Genomic DNA, 18,654 nt, shown 5'->3' with positions numbered 1-18,654 from the left:
TCAAAAATAGGCTAAAATTTTAAAATTTCATCTAGGCTTTTATTAAAATACGCCACCCCGACACCCTCTCTAAGACCATCATCTATGACAACAAGTTCGGCTTTTTCGTTACACAAAAGTTCTTTTAACAAAAGCATACCACCAAGCATCGGCATTTTGCGATTTTTACCTAGGAGTTTATCGGCTTTTTCGTTATCAAATTTTAAAATTTCACACATCAGCCCATCAAAATCATCCTTAAACAACCTGTATCCGTTTACTCTACTTTTGTCATAATCATCATAACCCATACCAAGCTTTAACGCTGCCATAGTTGTCGGCACACCTGATGTTAAAATGATATGTTTTTTATCAAATTTAGCTAGAAATTCTTTAGCTTCTTTGGTGGTAGTTGCAACATTTTTTTTCATCAAAGAGATATCATTGTCAAACTGATCGCAAAAAGTAATGATACCAAACTCAAAGCTTTTAAAATTATCTCCATTGCTTATCTCGCTACTTCCGCCTCCAAGATCTATAAAAACAGAGTTCTTAGTATCCATGCCAAGCCCATTAAGCGCTTCTTTAACACCTAAAAATGTAAGTTTTGCTTCGGCTTCGCCGCTTATTATTTTAAATTTGACATTAAATTTTTGCTCTATCTCCTTAAAAATTTCATCCGCGTTACTAGACATTCTAAATGCCTGCGTGGCAACAGCTATATGGTTTATTTTATCAAAGTCAAATTTCTCTTTTGCCTGCGCTATAGCTTTAAATATATCCTCTTTTGCTTCATTTGATATCTTACCACTTCTTTTTAGTCCTCTTGCAGATCCTACTATACGCTCAAAAGTATCGATGATTTCATATTTTCCATTTAAATTTTGCATTAAATTTAGACGAAAAGTATTTGAACCTAGGTCTATGGCTATTATCATTTTATATCCCTTATTTTTATAAAATACATAAAATTTTATGTATTTTATCTGTTTTGCTTGAAAGTAATTATATAATAAATTTCATACATAAAAATTCTAAAAACTTTAATAAATTTCAAGATATAATGCTGACACAATTACAAAGGAGGCTATTTTGCTTTTGTCAAGGGAAAATTTATTAGCTTTGTTTATATTTGCCATCTGTAGTGGCGGCTTTTTTATATGGGGGTATCAATACATCCCAACAAATCACTTCTTTTTATTTTCCATAGCAAGTATTTTTGGTATTTTCATGGCATTTAACATCGGCGGAAACGATGTGGCAAATAGCTTTGGAACAAGCGTTGGGGCAAAAACTCTAACGCTAAAACAAGCTCTTATTATCGCAGCTATTTTTGAGTTAAGTGGCGCGATATTTGCAGGTTCGGAAGTTACGGCAACCATTAGAAACGGCATAATAAAATTCCCAGAAGATGGGATGAACCCTATGAAATTCGTAGCGATAATGACCTCTGCTCTTTTAAGCTCCGGACTTTGGCTTTTTTACGCTACAAAAAGAGGACTTCCTGTTTCAACCACACACTCTATCGTAGGCGGTATCGTAGGAGCCGGTGTGATCATGGGGTACACAACATACGGGAGTCAAGAGGCGCTTGGTATGATCTCTTGGAAAGGCATAGGAAGCATAGTCTTTAGCTGGGTGATCTCTCCGCTACTTGGTGGCGCAGTATCTTATATGATCTATAAATACATAAAAAGAAAGATCTTGGAGCCAACACATGAGCTAAAGTTATCTTTAAAAGCACTAAAAAACGAGCGAAAGGCATACAAAGAAGAATTTATAAGATCGCTTAAAAGCCTTCCTAAAGATGTGCAAATTTCAACCATAACAAGAATGGCAATGATCGATGAAGACGACATAGAAAACAACGGATATAGCGAATACAAATCAAACATCAAAAAGATGAAAGAGCGCGAAAAAGCTCTTGATACATTTAGCGCAATGAAAAAACACATACCTTTTATAGCAAGCTTTGCCGCTATGGTGATATCAGGCATGATGTTATTTAAGGGTCTTAAGCACTTAAATTTAACAGTTAGCACGATCCAGACGATATGGATTATATTTGTTATAGGCGCGTTAGCTTATCTTGCCAGCTTTGCCATCATAAATGTCATGAACAAGAACGATAGCGAAAAAAGCATAAACAGGATATTTTCTTGGTTTCAAATTTTTACCGCATCATCTTTTGCTTTTTCTCACGGCGCAAACGATATTGCAAATGCGGTAGGTCCATTTGCCGCTATACTTGATGTATTAAAAACAGGCACAATAAATGAAGCCTCACCTATACCTAACGTAGCTATGGTTACCTTTGGTATAGCTCTTGTTATAGGACTTTGGTTTTTAGGCAAAGAGGTTATTACTACAATCGGCTCAAAACTAGCCGAGATACTTCCTACTACAGGATTTAGTGCAGAGTTTGCGGCCAGCCTTGTGATACTACTGGCAACCAAGCTTGGCATACCAGTAAGTTCTACACATATACTTATCGGGGCAGTGCTTGGTATCGGCATAGTAAACAACAACGCAAACTGGAACATGGTAAAACCTATACTTCTTGCATGGGTTATCACACTGCCTACGGCAGCTATATCATCGGCTGTTATTTATATTGGACTAGAAAATATCTTGGGTCTTTAATCATTTACGAGGAAATTCTCCTCGTAAAACCTCTTCTCTTATCTCATTAAGCTTTAAAAGTGCTTCGTCAAAATTATCAGAATTTATACTAATATCTATCTTTGCTGGTTTTTTATAGACCTTATCATAGTATTTTGTTAGTAAAATTTCACTCACTTTTGCTATATCGTTACGCCCAAATGCCTCTATGGCTTCTTGTTTTGCTTTTGTTTCTATAAAAGGAGAAATTTTGCTCATGCAAGCATAAAAATATTTATCATCCACGTTTTGATAGTCTTGCATTATGCACTCTATCCTGCGCGATAAGCCAGCCTTTACTTCAACACAAACACCGCTTCTTAAAGCTTCATGTAAAGTGGCAGGAAGAGTAAGCGAGCCTATCTTTCTACTCTCTCCTTCAGCAAAACAAACTTCACCTTTTAGCCTATTAAGCTCAAAAAACAATTCATCCTCAAATGCTTTTTGGCTTGGCTGAGCCCCGTTTATCTCGCCAAAAACCGAACCTAAATGATTTGCTATATTTTCTAAGTTTATAGACGGAGAAAGCGCCTTTATGAGTTTGGTTTTAAAGCAACCAGTATTGCCAAAAAGTGTTATAAATTTAGTATCAACCTTTGACTCTAGTGCCTGTCTTACATGTGCCCTAAAACTTTTATATCCACCGTTTAGCCTAACAACTCTATATCCTATCATGCTAAGAACGGTTGCTATCGAGGCTGATCTCATGCCTCCCTTTGCGCAGTATATCCCAACAACTGAGCCAACCTTACAGCTATCATAAACCTTATCTATGATATTTTGCAAATTTTCGGATATGTATTTTGCACCAAGAACTTTTGCTAAAGATCTGTTTTCTTTGTATATGCAGCCTATTTCGTGATGTTCTTTATCATTTAGCGCATATAAATTTTGCGCATTTTTTATATGAGAATATGCATACTCATGTGGGCTTCTGGCGTCGATTAAAATTTCAAATTCGTTTTTTTTCTCCAACCACGGATTTATTTCAAGTTCAGATAATGGCACTAAATGCCTTTTTTAACTTTTCAAAAAGAGGATGAAACGGAACTCCGTTTACTCTAACATCAGATATCGTAGTTATAAAATTTGTATCCCTACTCCATCTAGGCACTAGATGATAATGCACGTGCTCGGCTATCCCTGCACCGGCTGCAGCGCCTAAATTCATGCCTATATTTACGCCTTCTGCATGAAGCTCATTTTTTAAAATTTTAACACCCTCTCTTACAAAACGGCTCATCTCAAGCCAAGTATTGTCTTGCAAGTCCTCTATCTTATCCGTGTGTTTAAGTGGTATAACCATAAAATGACCGGGGGTATACGGATAGAGATTCATTATCCCAAAACAATACTTCGCTCGAAATAAAACTCCCGCCTTATCATCGTTTTCTGGATGATTTATGATATTACAAAAGACACATCCGTCGGGTTTTGAGCCAAAATATTCACTTCTCCATGGCGCACAAAGATGCTCCATCACATACCTCCTTTTATTGATATTACAGCCTCAGCGATACTTTTTTTACGCATAAAATGTTCTCCTATCAAAAACGCGTCAACACCGATTTTATTTAGCTCCATAAGTTGTTCGTGGCTCTCAAGCCCACTTTCTGCAACTATCACTTTGTCTTTTGAGGCCTTTAAGATAACAGGCACAAGCTTTTCGCAAAGCCCCATATCCATGGTAAATGTGTCTAAATTTCTATGATTTATACCAATTATCTTTGCTCCAACTTCTAAGGCTTTTTCAAGATCTTTCATGTCATGCACTTCGACTAAAATTTCAAGTCCTATGCTTTTTGCATACTCCATAAGCTCTTTTAGCTTGGTCAAACTTAGCGCTTTTACTATAAGTAAAGCAAAATCCGCACCAAATATCAATGCTTCTAAAAGTTGATATTTGTCTACGATAAAATCTTTTCTAAGTAGGGGCGTTGATGTATATCGTCTTATTTGCGTTAAATACTCAACATTACCCTTAAACCAATGAGGTTCGGTTAAAACGCTTATAGCATTAACATTTGCGGTCTCATACTCTTTTACTATACTTAAAGGGGTGAAATCCTCTCTGATTATGCCCTTGCTAGGGCTTGCTTTTTTTACTTCAGCGATGATTCTAAGAGGTTCGTCTTTTGTGCTTTTTAGCGCAGATATAACATTTCTTGGAACATAAGGATTAGCGCTGTAAGCGCGCTCCAACCAATCCATTTTATACTTCTTCTTTCGTTCTTCAAGATCCTCTTGTGTTTTGTTTATGATCTCGTCAAGTATCATTTTTTAGACCCTTTGTTTGATTTCTTAATGCACTTTTCTATTAAATTTAAATGCTCTTTTGCCTCTTTTGTATTTTTAAATTCAAAGTCCTGTATAGCCTTTAGCATTATCTCTTTTGCTTTTTTGCAGTCACCAAGCTTATAATATCCCCATGCAAGAGAGTCTTGATAATACGGAGAATCAGGTGAAATTTCAAGAGCTCTTTTTACAAGACTTATACCCTTTTTTACATCCACATCATGATCTATGAGCAAATACCCGTAGTAGTTTAGATAAATTTCTTTATCAAGCTTAACCACACTTGCTTCAAATTTATCTATTACGCTTTCAAGTTGTTTTTGCTCGTGTTTGTCATACATCTCATACTCAAAAACAGCAGCCCTTGCTAAAAATTCAAGATCCCTAGTATCATTATAAATTTTAACGGCAAGGACATAAGCATCACCATAGCTTTTCATGGTAGCGTAAATTTCCATTAAGACTGTATCATTATAGCTATATTTTTTCAAAAACTCAGCAGCGGCTTTATAATTTTTATCGTAAATGAAAATTTGCAGTGCCTTTTCAAGATAATTTTTATTCTGGCTGATAGCATAAAGTTCTTCGCAAATTTCTACCATCTTGGTAAAATTTTGTGTTTGCAAATATAAATCAGACATCGTTTCACAAATTTTTATCGTGCAACCAAACTCATCCTTGTATCGTTGCAAATACGAAAGTGCATCTTGTGGCTTTTCAAGTTGATTTATCAAAACATCGACTATACGCAATAGCGTTTCTTCATTTTTATCTAAATTATAAGCTTCTTCAAAATACCTTAACGCCGTTATGCTATCGTTTTGTAGCATACATATCGTGCCTAAGATCAAGATATTTCTTACGTTTGGCTCTTTTGAGACCAAATCCCTCATGATATTTCTGGCATATGAAAACTGTTTTGCGTTTACCATATCAGCAACCTTGATACGTATAAATTCACTATCATCCTTAAGTGAAACCTCGCTTTTTTCCAAAAGCTCTTTAAGCTTTGGACTACTTGACGCATAGGCTAGCTTTAACGCCTCTTTTAAGTAAGCAACTTGCTTGGTTTTTTCAAAAAGCTCCTCATATATAACGATAGAATTTTCTATGTTGCCATCATTTTGCAGTGTAAGTGCTTGCAGTATGCTTAAATTTAACTCGTCATCGGCGTTTATATTTGTAATAAAAATAGCAAAAAACAAAGAAGCGGTTATAAAAATTTTACGCCAATACATTCTCTCTCTAACTCTCCTAAATTTTTTCTAAAATAGTCCCAAAACGGAAAACTTCTGCACTGTGATGGACGAAACTCGTAAATAGAACAATTTTTATTTATCTCATCAAAAAACACACAAGCATATCCATCTTCATGACTTTTTTCTTTTATGCTAAATTTTTTACCGACTTTTATTAGAAATTTTTCTTTAAATTCATCTTCATTTAGCCCCAAATGCTCAGCTAAAAATCTACTTTCGCCCTCATCTATCCAGATATATCCACTCTCGCCAGTGCAGCATTTGCCGCCACACTCTTCACAAAAACTAGGGTCAAATTCCCACTCAAAACCATCTTGCTTCATTCATAACCCTTACTTTTTGTATCCGCTTTTTTAAAAATTTCATTTGCCTCTTTTGAGTAACTACCATCTTTCATTAATATAATAGGCGGTAAAATTTTACACTTTGAACGAGAGCCTTTTTTGGCTCTGATCAAAACTAAATTCGCACAACTTTGCTCTTTTGAATGAACAAATTTGATGCAAATAGGTTTTATCTTAAATTCATCCAAAAGTGTGAAAATTTCGTTAAGGCAAATAGCATCATAGCAAAATATCAACTCTGCATTTGACTTTAAATTTTGATTTGCACTATATAAAAATTCCCTAAGACCCAAAAACGACGCATAACGGCTAATTGCAGTGTGTTTGTTTTGACTTTGTTTGACGCCCTCGTGATAAAACGGAGGATTTGAAACGATAAGCTCAAATTTATTGCCGTCTTTAAATGTGTTAAAATCAGCCATTATAGTTTTAATCTCAAGAAAATTTTCTGCGGCATTTTTACGCGAAATGTCTAAATTTATCTCTTGCACATCAAGCAAACTAAGCTGCATTCCGCTAAAATCTCGCTTCAACAAAAGACCCAAAATTCCACATCCGCAACCAACATCAAGCACCCTGCCTTTAAACCATGGATTTAAATTCTCACAAATAAACCCATAAAGCATAAGCGTATCGGAGTTATATCTATATCCGTCTTTAAGCTGAGAAAGGATCATCTATAAACCTTTAAAACAAAGCCTCTTGCATTGTTTTTAACTATCATTTCCGAGCTAAAGCTTATGCGAGCAAACTCTCCGAACTCATCTTTTACAAGCTCAGCTGCAGCCTTTGCTCTTTCTTTACCAACACCATAGTTTACATACTCGTTAAGTCGTCCTAGCTCGTCTTTTTTGATATTTTGTGCGACATTTTGCGGTATAACAAAGTTCTTTTGATCAACTATCGGGGTGATTTCATAAATATAATTTGCTGTAAATCTTTGCAAAAATTCACTCACGCGATTTTTGCACATTACGCTTATTTTATCTCTTGCATCCATATCGATACACTCAAGGCTAGAGATAAGCACGAGTTTCGTAGGAATTTCTGGCTTCGTTTGCGCTTCAAGTATCATTTTTAGCTTTGCATTTTCATCCTCTAAAGCATCTTGCTTGTCTAAATTTTGCTCTATATCTTTTTGAAGCTCCGCGATTTGCTCACTTGTGCTATTTGACTGCCTTGCGTGAAGCTGCTTTATCTTATCGGTGAGCTCTTTTATGGTTTCATTACTATCTTGTGCTAACCTTTTAGCCTCTTTAAGCTCGTTTTTTAGGGATTTTATCGTTATACTTGCCGTTGCATTGTATTCGCTTGGAGGTAAATTTTGTTCCGCCTTTTTTTCAAGCATATTTATCTCTTGGCGTAAAATTTCATAATTTTGCCTATCTATCTTTAAACTTCTTTGATGAGCCTCAAGCTCGATTTGTTTATTGTTTAGTTTTAAATTTAGCTCGCTTATATTATTTTCTAAATTTTTTACTTCTGCTTGCTTATCGACAAATTTGGCAGTCATTTCATCAAGCTTTAAATTTGTTTCGCTAATTTTTTTATTTTGATCGATGATAGCTACACTTTGTTCATTTAAATTTTTAGCATTTTTTTGCAAAGTCTCATTTGTTTTTAGATACTGGGCATTTAGCTCGCCAAATTCTTTTTGAGCATTGGATAGCTTTGCTTTTAACTCTTTTATGTCATTATCTGCATATGCGTTTAGTTCTTTAAATTTTGTATTTTCTAGCTTTAGTTTTTCAAGGTCTTTAGCCATACTTAAGACCATTGCATTACTTGTCTTAAGCTCTTCTTCGGTTTTTAAATTTCTATCCTTTAATGTTTCATGTTCTTTTTTTAAAGCCATCAAACTTGCGTTTAATTCCAAGTTTTGACCGTTATAATTTTTAGCTGTATCATCTTTAGCCTGTAAACTTTTTTGCAAAAGCTTAAGCTCATAGCGGCTTGTATCAAGAGCGGTTTTTGTATCTTCTAAGCTCTTTTTTAAGTCTAGCACGGAATTTGCTTTCTTTGAAAGCTCATCCTCCATAACAAGTCTTTGAGTTTCAAACCCTTCAGTTATGATTCTAAGCTCTTTATTGTGTTTAAAACTTAAATTTGAAGCGTCATTTCTTTCTTGTTCAAGCTCGTTTTGTAAAGTTTCAAGCTCATTTTTGCTTAGAATTCTCATTTGTAAGATATTTTCATTAAGCTCATCTATCTTTTGAGCTTGCTCTTTAACCTTGGACAATAACTCGATGTTTTGGCTGCTTAAGGCGCTTATATTTGCCTCTGCTTGATCTTTTTCCTTGGCAAATTTCTCTTGCATTTGAGCTTTATAGTTTTTGTCGCTAATACTTAATTCATTTAAAGCGTTTTCAAGGTCAACTATCTTTTTCTCATAAGCCTTAGAGCTTTCTATCATGTCGGCTTGTGCTTCGTTTAAGCGTTTAGTTATATTTTCTATGTTGATAAAGTGCTGTGCTTCAAGCTCCGTTAGATTATGAGAATTTTTTTGATTTATAAGCTCCTTTTCGTTTTCGAATTCCTCTTTTAGTAAATTTACCTTGCTTATAAATTCGATATTTTTCTCACTCATATCGATATTATCTTGTGCTAAAATCGCATTTTTACTAGCTAGTTCGCGTACTAAAGATTGAAGCTCCTCGACGTTAGTACTTAACTGCGTTTCATCGTTTAAGACGAAATTTTGAGTATAGCTTTTTGGAGTTATATAACCGCCATACTCAAACAAATCATCCTTGCTTATATACTTAGCCTTTTCTTCTTGAGGTAAATTTTCAAAGCTGATGAGATGGATAGGATGTTGGCGTTCACCCTCTTGAAATTCAGTGTTTTTGTCACTAAGTCCTATCCATATAGGAATTGTAAAAAAAGTTAAAAAGATAGCCGATACGAGAAGCTTCAAGCCTATTATCCTCTTTTGGCAATAATATCTTTTACTACGACATGCGCGTGATTTAGTGCGGCAACTATTGAGCCGCCGTTTTTAAGAACTATATCTCCTCCGATATAAAGCGACGGTATATTGCTTTGATATTTCTCATCGACTATTGGATTGCCTTTTTCGTCCATTGCGATTTGACATTTTTGTAAAAAATCAACCGGACTTGAGCCTCCTATGGCATAAACAACGCGGTCATATACACGAATTTTACCGTTTGAGTAGTGCACTCTAACACGTCCACTTTCGTTTTCTAACTCTGTTATATCGTGATTTAAACGGACTTTGATCTTTTTATGTTTTTCAAGCTCCCACAAAGCATCTTTGTTTGTTTCGTTTACACGTGAAAAATCATCTCTTCTATAAGCTATCGTAGTTTTGTTATATAAACAAAGCTCAATCGCGTATTCAACGGCAGAATTTCCACCTCCTACAACCAAAACCTTCTCGCCTTTAGTGCAGTTATCAAGGTTAAAATTTATCACTTGGTTTAGTGAAGGCGGGATTTTATAATCCGGCTTATTTGGCCTGCCCATTTTGCCGATAGATATCATTACGCTTTTTGCCTTAAAGGTTGCATTTGCAGTTGTCACGTTAAGTAGATCACCGTCTTTTTTGATACTTTCAACCTCGGAGTTAAATATAGCCTTAATCTTTTCTTCATCTAAAAGCTTATCAAAAAAGTCAAGTGTGCTCTCTTTTGTTCCATCTTCAAACGCAACAACTCCGTGAATAGTGCTATCTTGCCCCTTATACTCTTTATCTACGCGTTTATTGTCTTTATAAAATTTTCTTATAGTTTGACTATGATTATCACCTTTTTCTAACAATAGAACATTATGAAGTCCGTTTCTTTTAGCCTCAACAACCGTCGCTATACCGCAAGGACCACCGCCGACTACGACTAAATCATAAATATTTTGCATATTTTTCTCCATAAACATTAAATAACCTATGAATTTAACAAAAAAAAAGATTAAAAACTAAGAAAATTTATTAGCTAAAGTATAATTTGGGAAATATGAAAAGAGAAATTTTAGTGCAAAAAATTTGCACTAAAATTATGTTGTTAAGCTTTTTTTAGGAAGTCTGCGATTAAAAATGCAAGCTCAAGCGCTTGATCGGCATTTAAGCGAGGGTCACATTGTGTTTCATAGCGCTCTTCTAGGCTTTGTTCTGTTACGTTTAGTGTTCCGCCGGTACACTCGGTAACATCTTGTCCCGTCATCTCAAGATGTATGCCACCAGGATGAGTTCCTTCTGCCTTGTGTATCTCAAAAAAGCTTCTAACTTCGCTTATGATTTTATCAAATTCGCGTGTTTTATAATTATTCGAGCTTTTTACGGTATTGCCATGCATAGGGTCTATGCTGTAAAGTATATTTAATCCTTCTCTCTTTAGCTCGCGCAAAATTTGAGGTAAATTTTTCTCTATCTTATCAGCCCCCATACGGATGATGACATTTAGTCTGCCAACCTCATTTTCTGGGTTAAGTTTATTTGATAGATCGATGATATCTTGAGCCGTAGCCGTAGGTCCGATCTTAACACCGATGGCATTTTTTATACCACTTAAGAAATGTACGTGAGCGTCATCTACACCCCTGGTTCTTTCACCTATCCAAAGCATGTGTGCAGAACAATCATACCAATCTCCGGTCAAGCTATCCTCTCTAGTCATAGCCTCTTCATAAGGCAACAAAAGCGCCTCATGTGAGGTATAAACAGCTGTTTGAGTTAGCGTAGGAGTATTTTCAGACGTTAGCCCGCAAGCTGCCATAAAGGCAAGAGTTTTGGTTAGCTCATCGGCAAGTTGTGCATATTTTTCGCCGATATCAGGCTTTTTAATAAAGCCCAAATTCCACTTATGCACTTGATGCAAATCAGCCAAACCACCGCGAGAAAACGCTCTAAGTAAGTTCATTGTTGATGCACTTTGATAGTAAGCTTCTATCATGCGTTTTGCATCAGGAATTCTAGCCGCTTCGTTAAATTCAAAGCCATTTATGATATCTCCACGATAGCTAGGAAGCTTTACTCCTGCCACCTCTTCAAAGTCACTACTTCTAGGCTTTGCAAACTGTCCTGCCATACGCCCTACTTTGACGATAGGGCAGCCTCCTGCAAATGTCAAAACAATAGCCATTTGAAGCAAAAGCTTAAACATATCTCTTATGTTATTTGCGCCTAAATTTAAAAAGCTCTCGGCACAATCCCCGCCTTGAAGCAAAAATGCGTTACCATCGCAAACTTTTGCAAGCTCTGTTTTTAATTTTCTAGCCTCACCCGCAAAAACAAGCGGCGGAAGGGTTTTAAGTTTATTTTCAACATCTCTCAACTCATCTAAATTCGGATAAACAGGCTGCTGTAAAGCCCTGTATTTCCTCCAACTGTCACGACTCCAACTCATAAAAAACCTTTATTGATTAAATTTAATCTCACGATTATAGCACTTAAAACTTAAAGTAAATTCTAAATTTTACATTAATCAACTCTTAAACATAAAAGCCCTATAATCTCGCACTTAAACTGAAAACATTAACACTCTCAAGGTAACAAATGGACATTAAAAATCAAAAAACACAGGGCTTCTTCTATGCCGTAAGTTCGTTTATTATTTGGGGATTTTTTCCGATATTTTTTAAGCTTTTTGACGAAAGTGTAAGCGCGTATGAAATTTTAGCTCACCGTATAATTTGGTCTGTATTTTTCATGTCGATCGTTCTTTTGTTTATCAAAAAACTTCAAAATATTAAAATTTTACTTCAAAATAAAAGCACAAGAAAGGCTCTTTTTTTAAGCGGTTTATTGATTAGTGCAAACTGGGGAGTTTACGTATACGCAGTAGCTAATGATAAAATTTTAGAGGCTAGTTTGGGGTATTTTATCAACCCGTTAATGAACATTATATTTGGATTTTTAGTCTTTAAAGAGAAGATAAGTAAGATTTCAGCCATTGCGATATTTATCGTGATATTTGCCATCGGGGTTCAAATTTATGCCATAAAAGCACTTCCTGTTATATCACTGCTTTTGCCGATAACATTTGCGCTTTACGGAGTTGTTAGAAAGCAGATAAGAGTCGCTGCGCTTGAAGGGCTTTTTATAGAAACCTTACTTGTTTTGCCTTTTGCACTTGGATATGTTTTTTATCTATCCTTGATCTCGCAAAACCACTTCACAAACGGCACAAATACAACCATTATGATAATTTCAGGTATCGCTACCGTCGTGCCATTACTGGCATTTAATGCTGCCACTACCCGTATAAATTTAAGCACGATCGGCTATATACAGTATCTTTCTCCCACCCTCTCTATGCTATGCGGTGTGTTTTTATTTCATGAAGAGCTTGGATTTTACAGAGGGATTTCATTTGTTCTTATATGGATCGCACTATTTTTAAGTGGTTTTAGTACTATGATAAACACAAAGTCAAAGTCATGAAAGAAGAACGACTAGGTCTTATTTTTGGCATTAGCGCATTTTGCCTATGGGGCTTTTTGGTTGTATTTTTTAAACAATTTAATGGAGTTAATCCATATGAGATAGTAGCTCACAGAGTGCTCTGGTCAGTTTTAGTGCTACTTTTAGTTTTGGTATATCTAAAACGTATTTCATCTTTGATTAAAATTTTACTAAATTTCAATGTAACATTTTGGCTGTTTATCAGCGGGCTTTTACTTAGCTCAAGCTGGTGTATATTTGTTTATGCCGTAGATGCAGGGCTTGTTTTAGAAGCAGGTTTTGGAAATTTCATAAGCCCCTTGCTTTCTATACTTATTGGCTGCTTTGCTCTTAAAGAAAATATAACAAACGGTGCAAAAGTTGCCGTCTTTTTTGTGGTTTTAGCTATCTTGATCCAAAGCTTAACACTTGGCTCCTTGCCTGTTCTCTCCATTCTTTTAGCAACTATAGTTGCAATTTACGGGCTCATCAAGAAAAAGATAAGGGTTGCAGCACTTGAGGGACTTTTTGTAGAAAATTTACTGATTACGCCAATTGCCATGACTTACTTTTTATATCTTTTGCATAGTTCTCAAAGTCATTTTATGGCTGATTTAAACGGCTTTTTACTGATACTTTGCGGTCCTGTTACAGTTGTGCCCTTGCTGCTTTTTAGTGCAGCAACCACACGTATAAATTTAAGCACCATGGGGTATTTGCAGTATATAAATCCCAGCATTTCCATACTTTTGGCGATATTTTTATACGGCGAAAGTGTAGGAATTTATAAAATCATCTCTTTTTGCCTAATCTGGGTCGCACTTGCTATAATAACGCTTGAAGGATTTTACAAATACAAAAAAGGACACAAATGAATGACGATATAGGTTTTTATCTATTTTTGGCTATAGCGGCGGCTATGTTTTTGTTTTTTCAGATACAAAAACTAACAAGAAAACTCGACAAAGAAGAAGCTTTAAAACCCATTAGCGGTAGTGGCACAGCAAATAACACAAACAAACAAAATTCTAAAAATTATCAAGGTTTTTGTGACGCTATAGATAATGAAATTCGCTTATTAAGGCAAGATGCACTAAATAACGATATCTTAAAAAACGAAGAAAATAGAGATAAATTTTTAGAAGAGCTAAGCAATATCAGTAAAAAACTAACATTTATCCAAACCATGAATGCAAACAAAGATGCGCAACAATGGGAAGCCCAACTGTTTGAAATTCTAAACAGGATAGAGGTTTTGGTAGATGAAAATTTCAAAGAAGCACAAGCAATAAATGATCGAACAAGGCTAAATTTAGAAAAACACTTTGAAAATTTATAAGATAAATTTAACAAGACAAGCTTCTTATTAAATTTTCTTTTTTAGAGCCATTATGCGATCATAAGAGGCTTTTATACGCTCCTTGCTTATCTTTTTTTCATTTACGCCGTCAATTATATGCTGCACAACGATCTCTGCAGTGCGTTGTTTTGAAATTTTAAATTCACTAAAAAGCAAGATATCGCCTCCTGCATTTATAAATTTAACGATCTTATCTTTAAGTGCGCCTTCTCCAACGCCTTTCATAAGCATGTCATCGCTTATAACAACACCCTTAAAACCAAGCTGTTTGCGAAGTAGATCATTTATAACTTTTTTTGAAAAGGTGGCAGACTGAGTTACATCTAAACCATCAACATACAAGTGTCCGACCATAACGATATCGGCTAAATTTTTATTTATAGCGTCTTCATAAGGCAAAAGTGCAGCACTATCTAGCGCAACAACAGTCTTGTCTTTATGAGAGTCTTGCACAGAGCTGCCATGACCGGGAAAATGTTTTAAAGTTGTTAAAACTTTCTCTTTAGCAAATGCCCTTAAAAAAGAATTGGCATAAAAACTTACCTTTGTTGCATTTTGACTATAAGCACGCTCTTTTGCTCCAATTATCGGAGAATTTATATCGTGTAGATCAAGAACGGGAGCAAAATTTAGATTAATACCAAGTTCTTTTAAATTTCTAGCCATCTTGACATACATCTCATAAGTCTGGCTGATATTAAGAGTTTGAGCCACTTCAAACGCACTCGGGTAGGTAAAACCAAGTGACTTTAAACGACTGATGTTGCCACCCTCTTCGTCAATAGCTATGAAAATTTTACCATTTTTTTCTTTTATGGCTTTTGTTAAAGCTTTTAAATTTTCTTTATCACTAACATTTCTAGCTAAAAGCATAACTCCGCCAAAGCGTCCGTAACCGGCATCGCTTAACATAGCTTTAACATTAGTATCTTTTAAATTTGAACCGTGAAAGCCGACCATAACCATTTGCGATGCCATAGCTCTAAGACTAACTTCACTTGCACACAAATGCACGCTAAAAAACGCAAATAACAAATATAAAAATTTCATACTTTATCTCAAATTTATCGTTTTTCTAAAAGAGATCGAACACTTTCGTAAACGTCTTTTCCATCAAGCATTTTAACGACTTCGCATGCGATAGGAGTGTAGATGTCATTTTCTTTAGCTATCTTTAAAATAGCCCTAGCCGTTTCTACGCCCTCAGCAACCTCTCCAAGCTCGTTTAAAATTTTCTCCAAGCTCTCATTTTTAGCCAGTCCGATACCTACACGGTAGTTTCTTGATAAAACGCTTGATGCTGTCAAGAAAAGATCTCCCGCTCCGCTAAGACCCAAGAATGTCTCGTCTTTTGCACCAAAAAATTTGCCAAATCTAGCCATCTCGACAAGACCTCTTGAGATAAGACTAGCGCGAGCATTATTGCCAAGTCCAAGTCCGTCACAAATTCCTCCTGCGATAGCGATCACGTTTTTATAAGCGCCACAAATTTCAGCACCTATAACATCATCTGAGGCATAAGCCTTTATGTAGCTAGGAAAAAATCCTGCAAATTCAAGAGCCAGGTTTTGATTAACCGAGCTTATCACAAGAGCGCATGGAAGCTTCTTTTCAACCTCTTTTGCAAAAGTAGGTCCGGATAGAAAAGCTAAATTTTCCTTTGGAACATATCGTTGATAAATTTCATTTAAAAAGCTTGAACTTTTGGTCTCGATGCCCTTACTGGCAACTAAAATTTTTTGACCATTGTATTTAAAATTTTGCTCAAGCCACTGCGCAATAGCTTGAGTTGGTATAGTAAAAACAAGATATTTGCATTCAAGCGCCTCTTTTAAGCTTACAAAAATTTTAATATCACGAGGCGTTCTAGAGCTTATGACACATTCATTTTTCTCACTAAGAGCGTGAAAAAGCGCACTTCCCCATTTACCGGCTCCAATAACTGCTATCTTCATAATCTCTCTTTTAATAAAATTTCAAACACCAAGCATAAACAAAAGGCGTATTTTAAAATAAGTAAAAATTTGACCCAAGACCAAAATAACTATTTATCATTAGCTCTCGTGATCAAATTTTTTAGAACAAGGGCGATACTATACCATTAAGCTAATTTTGACTTTAAAAGCTCGTTTACTTTGCCAGGGTTAAACGCACCCTTGCCCTCTTTCATGACCTGTCCGACAAAAAAGCCAAACATCTTTTCTTTTCCTGCTTTGTATTCGGCAACTTTATCGCCGTTAGCGCCTAAAATTCTGTCTATTATCTCAAGTATCGCACCGTCATCGCTAACTTGTTTTAAGCCTAGTTTTTCGATTACCTCATCTACTTTTTCGCTTGGGTTTTCCATTAGATAGTCAAGTACTTCTTTTCCCGCTTTGCCGCTTATAGTGCCGTCTTCTATGCGAGTTAAAAATTCTATCATTTTTGCACTATTTATGGGGCTGGTCTCGATAGTCACACCGTTTTTTAGACGTCCACTAAGCTCAACCAGTAACCAAGTTACACAAAGTTTTGGCGAAATTTTAGCTCCAACAAGCTCTTCAAAATACCTAGCCATCTCGATTGTGCTAACTAAATTTAGTGCATCATCTTCTTTTATGCCAAATTCACTTTGGTATCTTGCGACTTTCTCATCTGCTAGTTCAGGAATTTTAATAGCTTCATTATACATCTCATCGCTAACTTCTACAGGAAGCAAATCAGGGTCTGGGAAATAACGATACTCTGCGCTATCTTCTTTGCCTCGCATTGAGCGTGTAACTAAATTATTTGTATCAAAAAGACGTGTTTCTTGGTAAACCTCCTCGTCATATTTGCCATCTTCCCAAGCTATACTTTGGCGCTCTACTTCGTAATCAATCGCTTTTTGTATAAATTTAAAAGAGTTTAGGTTTTTGATCTCAACGCGCGTATAAAGTTTTGTATCGCCTTTTGGACGGATACTAACGTTTGCGTCACAACGAAACGAACCCTCTTGCATATTCGCATCGCTTATATTTAAAAATCTCAAAATAGAATGAAGCTTTTTAAGATATGCCACAGCCTCGTCCGAGCTTCTAAGATCAGGCTCGCTTACTATCTCAAGAAGAGGTGTTCCAGCACGATTTAGATCGACTAAACTTCTGCCGTCCTCATGAATGTTTTTACCTGCGTCTTCTTCAAGGTGCGCTCTTGTTATACCGATACGTTTTTTTTCACCATTAACATCTATAAACAGTTTTCCGCCTTCAACTATAGGAATTTCAAACTGCGAAATTTGATAAGCTTTTGGAAGATCTGGATAGAAATAGTTTTTTCTATTAAAGACAGATTTTTTATTTATGGTTGCATTGACCGCCGTGCCAAAACTTATAGCCTTTTTTACGGCTTCTTTATTTAAAACAGGTAATGCTCCTGGCAGAGCTAGACAAGTTGGGCAAACGTGAGTATTAGCCTCATCTCCAAAACTTGTTGAACAAGAGCAGAAAATTTTTGTTTTTGTATTTAATTGAGTATGAACTTCAAGTCCGATAACGACTTCAAACATAATAAACCTTTATTAGCGTAATTTATGCAAAAAAAATTAGAGTGTATTGTATCAGTTATTTCTTTTAAAATATCTAAAAATCGAGTTTTTAAGGTAAAAAATTTAAGTAAAAAAGAAGAAAAGCCACAAAAAGTGGCTTAAAATTTTAATGCTCTTCTATAGCTACAGCGCCAGCTAAATAAACATAAGTTAGCATCATAAAGATAAAGGTTTGAAGCACAGCCATAAGCGTAAGTAACGCATAAGCCGGAAGCGGAGCAAACCAAGGAGCAAGAGTTAGCATAACCAATAAGAAAAGATCATCGCCTTTTATGTTACCGAAAAGACGGAAAGAAAGCGAAACAATACGTGATAAGTGTGAAATAATCTCAACCACAAACATAAGCGGAGCAAGCACCTTACTTGGTCCCATAAAATGTGCGAAGTATTTAAAGAAACCATTCTTTTTTATACCTTGATAGTTGTAATAAACAAAAACAACAAGAGCAAGAGTTAGAGTTAAATTTAGACTTGATGTCGGAGACTCAAAACCAGGAATTATACCGATAGCATTTGAGAAAAATACGATAAAACCGATAGTTGCAACAAGCGGAAGATATTTGCGAGCAAGTTCTTCACTACCTAGAGTATCTTTACCCATTGACACAACGCCCTCAAGATAAGCCTCTACTATATTTTGAAGACCGCGTGGAACTAATTGCATTTTAGCTGTTGCAAGTTTAGCCACTAAAACTACAATGATAGCAACCAAACAAAAGTGAAAAGCATACACAAATGCATGGCTATGATAAATCAAATCCGAAAAAAGAAAAATATCTTTCATTCATCAA

At 35.7% G+C, this 18,654-nt stretch carries 18 protein-coding genes; 4 read left to right on the top strand and 14 right to left on the bottom strand.

Annotation, left to right across the window (positions count from 1 at the left end; translation table 11 throughout):
- Window positions 1-11: 11 nt before the first annotated feature.
- Entirely contained in the window at window positions 12-917 is a 906-nt protein-coding gene (locus CCAL5182_RS07290; RefSeq protein ID WP_336610641.1) for a Ppx/GppA phosphatase family protein, read from the bottom strand.
- A gap of 160 nt (window positions 918-1,077) precedes the next feature.
- Here CCAL5182_RS07290 and CCAL5182_RS07285 point away from each other — a divergent pair, with 160 nt between their 5' ends.
- Window positions 1,078-2,622 (top strand): inorganic phosphate transporter, encoded by a 1,545-nt coding sequence (locus CCAL5182_RS07285; RefSeq protein WP_169936039.1) that lies wholly within the window; start codon window positions 1,078-1,080, stop codon window positions 2,620-2,622.
- Here CCAL5182_RS07285 and mnmH read toward each other — a convergent pair whose 3' ends face one another.
- The 9 genes from mnmH to CCAL5182_RS07240 all read right to left on the bottom strand — a co-directional run bounded on the left by mnmH (window position 2,623) and on the right by CCAL5182_RS07240 (window position 11,901).
- Window positions 2,623-3,648, bottom strand: coding sequence for a tRNA 2-selenouridine(34) synthase MnmH (gene mnmH, locus CCAL5182_RS07280; RefSeq protein ID WP_336610640.1), 1,026 nt, complete (start codon window positions 3,646-3,648; stop codon window positions 2,623-2,625).
- A complete protein-coding gene (locus tag CCAL5182_RS07275; protein WP_169936037.1) occupies window positions 3,635-4,120 on the bottom strand; it encodes an HIT family protein in 486 nt (161 codons plus the stop codon). Before CCAL5182_RS07275 ends, mnmH begins: the two co-directional genes overlap by 14 nt.
- The gene (trpC, locus tag CCAL5182_RS07270) at window positions 4,120-4,917 is read right to left on the bottom strand and encodes an indole-3-glycerol phosphate synthase TrpC (protein ID WP_336610639.1); all 798 of its coding nucleotides are present in this window, start codon (window positions 4,915-4,917) and stop codon (window positions 4,120-4,122) included. Before trpC ends, CCAL5182_RS07275 begins: the two co-directional genes overlap by 1 nt.
- A complete protein-coding gene (locus tag CCAL5182_RS07265; protein WP_336610638.1) occupies window positions 4,914-6,173 on the bottom strand; it encodes a tetratricopeptide repeat protein in 1,260 nt (419 codons plus the stop codon). Before CCAL5182_RS07265 ends, trpC begins: the two co-directional genes overlap by 4 nt.
- The gene (locus tag CCAL5182_RS07260; RefSeq protein WP_169971677.1) at window positions 6,149-6,517 is read right to left on the bottom strand and encodes a YkgJ family cysteine cluster protein; all 369 of its coding nucleotides are present in this window, start codon (window positions 6,515-6,517) and stop codon (window positions 6,149-6,151) included. The genes CCAL5182_RS07265 and CCAL5182_RS07260 overlap by 25 nt, the downstream gene beginning before the upstream one ends.
- Complete coding sequence (locus CCAL5182_RS07255; RefSeq protein ID WP_336610637.1) at window positions 6,514-7,215, bottom strand: tRNA1(Val) (adenine(37)-N6)-methyltransferase; 702 nt, start codon at window positions 7,213-7,215, stop codon at window positions 6,514-6,516. Before CCAL5182_RS07255 ends, CCAL5182_RS07260 begins: the two co-directional genes overlap by 4 nt.
- Window positions 7,212-9,455 carry a hypothetical protein gene (locus CCAL5182_RS07250; RefSeq protein WP_336610636.1) on the bottom strand — a complete coding sequence of 748 codons (2,244 nt, stop codon included), beginning with the start codon at window positions 9,453-9,455 and terminating at the stop codon, window positions 7,212-7,214. The genes CCAL5182_RS07255 and CCAL5182_RS07250 overlap by 4 nt, the downstream gene beginning before the upstream one ends.
- Before the next feature lie 5 nt (window positions 9,456-9,460).
- Entirely contained in the window at window positions 9,461-10,417 is a 957-nt protein-coding gene (locus CCAL5182_RS07245) for an NAD(P)-binding domain-containing protein (RefSeq protein WP_169935753.1), read from the bottom strand.
- Between the two features lie 143 nt (window positions 10,418-10,560).
- Window positions 10,561-11,901, bottom strand: a complete 1,341-nt coding sequence (locus tag CCAL5182_RS07240; protein WP_169935752.1) for a class II 3-deoxy-7-phosphoheptulonate synthase — start codon at window positions 11,899-11,901, stop codon at window positions 10,561-10,563.
- A 149-nt stretch (window positions 11,902-12,050) separates the two neighbouring features.
- Between CCAL5182_RS07240 and rarD (CCAL5182_RS07235) the strand changes: the two genes are divergently transcribed.
- From rarD (CCAL5182_RS07235) to CCAL5182_RS07225, 3 genes are read left to right on the top strand one after another with little or no spacing between them, the layout of a single operon-like run.
- Window positions 12,051-12,938, top strand: coding sequence for an EamA family transporter RarD (gene rarD, locus CCAL5182_RS07235; protein ID WP_336610635.1), 888 nt, complete (start codon window positions 12,051-12,053; stop codon window positions 12,936-12,938).
- The gene (rarD, locus tag CCAL5182_RS07230) at window positions 12,935-13,813 is read left to right on the top strand and encodes an EamA family transporter RarD (protein ID WP_170000069.1); all 879 of its coding nucleotides are present in this window, start codon (window positions 12,935-12,937) and stop codon (window positions 13,811-13,813) included. The genes rarD (CCAL5182_RS07235) and rarD (CCAL5182_RS07230) overlap by 4 nt, the downstream gene beginning before the upstream one ends.
- Window positions 13,810-14,277, top strand: coding sequence for a hypothetical protein (locus CCAL5182_RS07225; protein WP_169935745.1), 468 nt, complete (start codon window positions 13,810-13,812; stop codon window positions 14,275-14,277). The genes rarD (CCAL5182_RS07230) and CCAL5182_RS07225 overlap by 4 nt, the downstream gene beginning before the upstream one ends.
- A gap of 27 nt (window positions 14,278-14,304) precedes the next feature.
- Here CCAL5182_RS07225 and CCAL5182_RS07220 read toward each other — a convergent pair whose 3' ends face one another.
- From CCAL5182_RS07220 to CCAL5182_RS07205, 4 genes are all read right to left on the bottom strand, one after another.
- Entirely contained in the window at window positions 14,305-15,348 is a 1,044-nt protein-coding gene (locus CCAL5182_RS07220) for a glycoside hydrolase family 3 N-terminal domain-containing protein (protein ID WP_336610634.1), read from the bottom strand.
- A 14-nt stretch (window positions 15,349-15,362) separates the two neighbouring features.
- Window positions 15,363-16,253 carry an NAD(P)H-dependent glycerol-3-phosphate dehydrogenase gene (locus CCAL5182_RS07215; RefSeq protein WP_336610633.1) on the bottom strand — a complete coding sequence of 297 codons (891 nt, stop codon included), beginning with the start codon at window positions 16,251-16,253 and terminating at the stop codon, window positions 15,363-15,365.
- Window positions 16,254-16,399: 146 nt separating this feature from the next.
- On the bottom strand, window positions 16,400-17,824 hold the full coding sequence (gene gatB / locus CCAL5182_RS07210) for an Asp-tRNA(Asn)/Glu-tRNA(Gln) amidotransferase subunit GatB (protein WP_336610632.1): 1,425 nt from the start codon (window positions 17,822-17,824) through the stop codon (window positions 16,400-16,402).
- A 145-nt stretch (window positions 17,825-17,969) separates the two neighbouring features.
- The gene (locus CCAL5182_RS07205; protein WP_169935737.1) at window positions 17,970-18,647 is read right to left on the bottom strand and encodes a F0F1 ATP synthase subunit A; all 678 of its coding nucleotides are present in this window, start codon (window positions 18,645-18,647) and stop codon (window positions 17,970-17,972) included.
- Window positions 18,648-18,654: the final 7 nt, after the last annotated feature.

Source organism: Campylobacter sp. 7477a, assembly GCF_014892335.1.
In the GTDB taxonomy this organism is placed as follows: Bacteria; Campylobacterota; Campylobacteria; order Campylobacterales; family Campylobacteraceae; genus Campylobacter_A; species Campylobacter_A californiensis.
The sequence above is the reverse complement of the archived record's forward strand: the minus strand, read 5'-3'. Positions and strand labels throughout refer to the sequence as shown.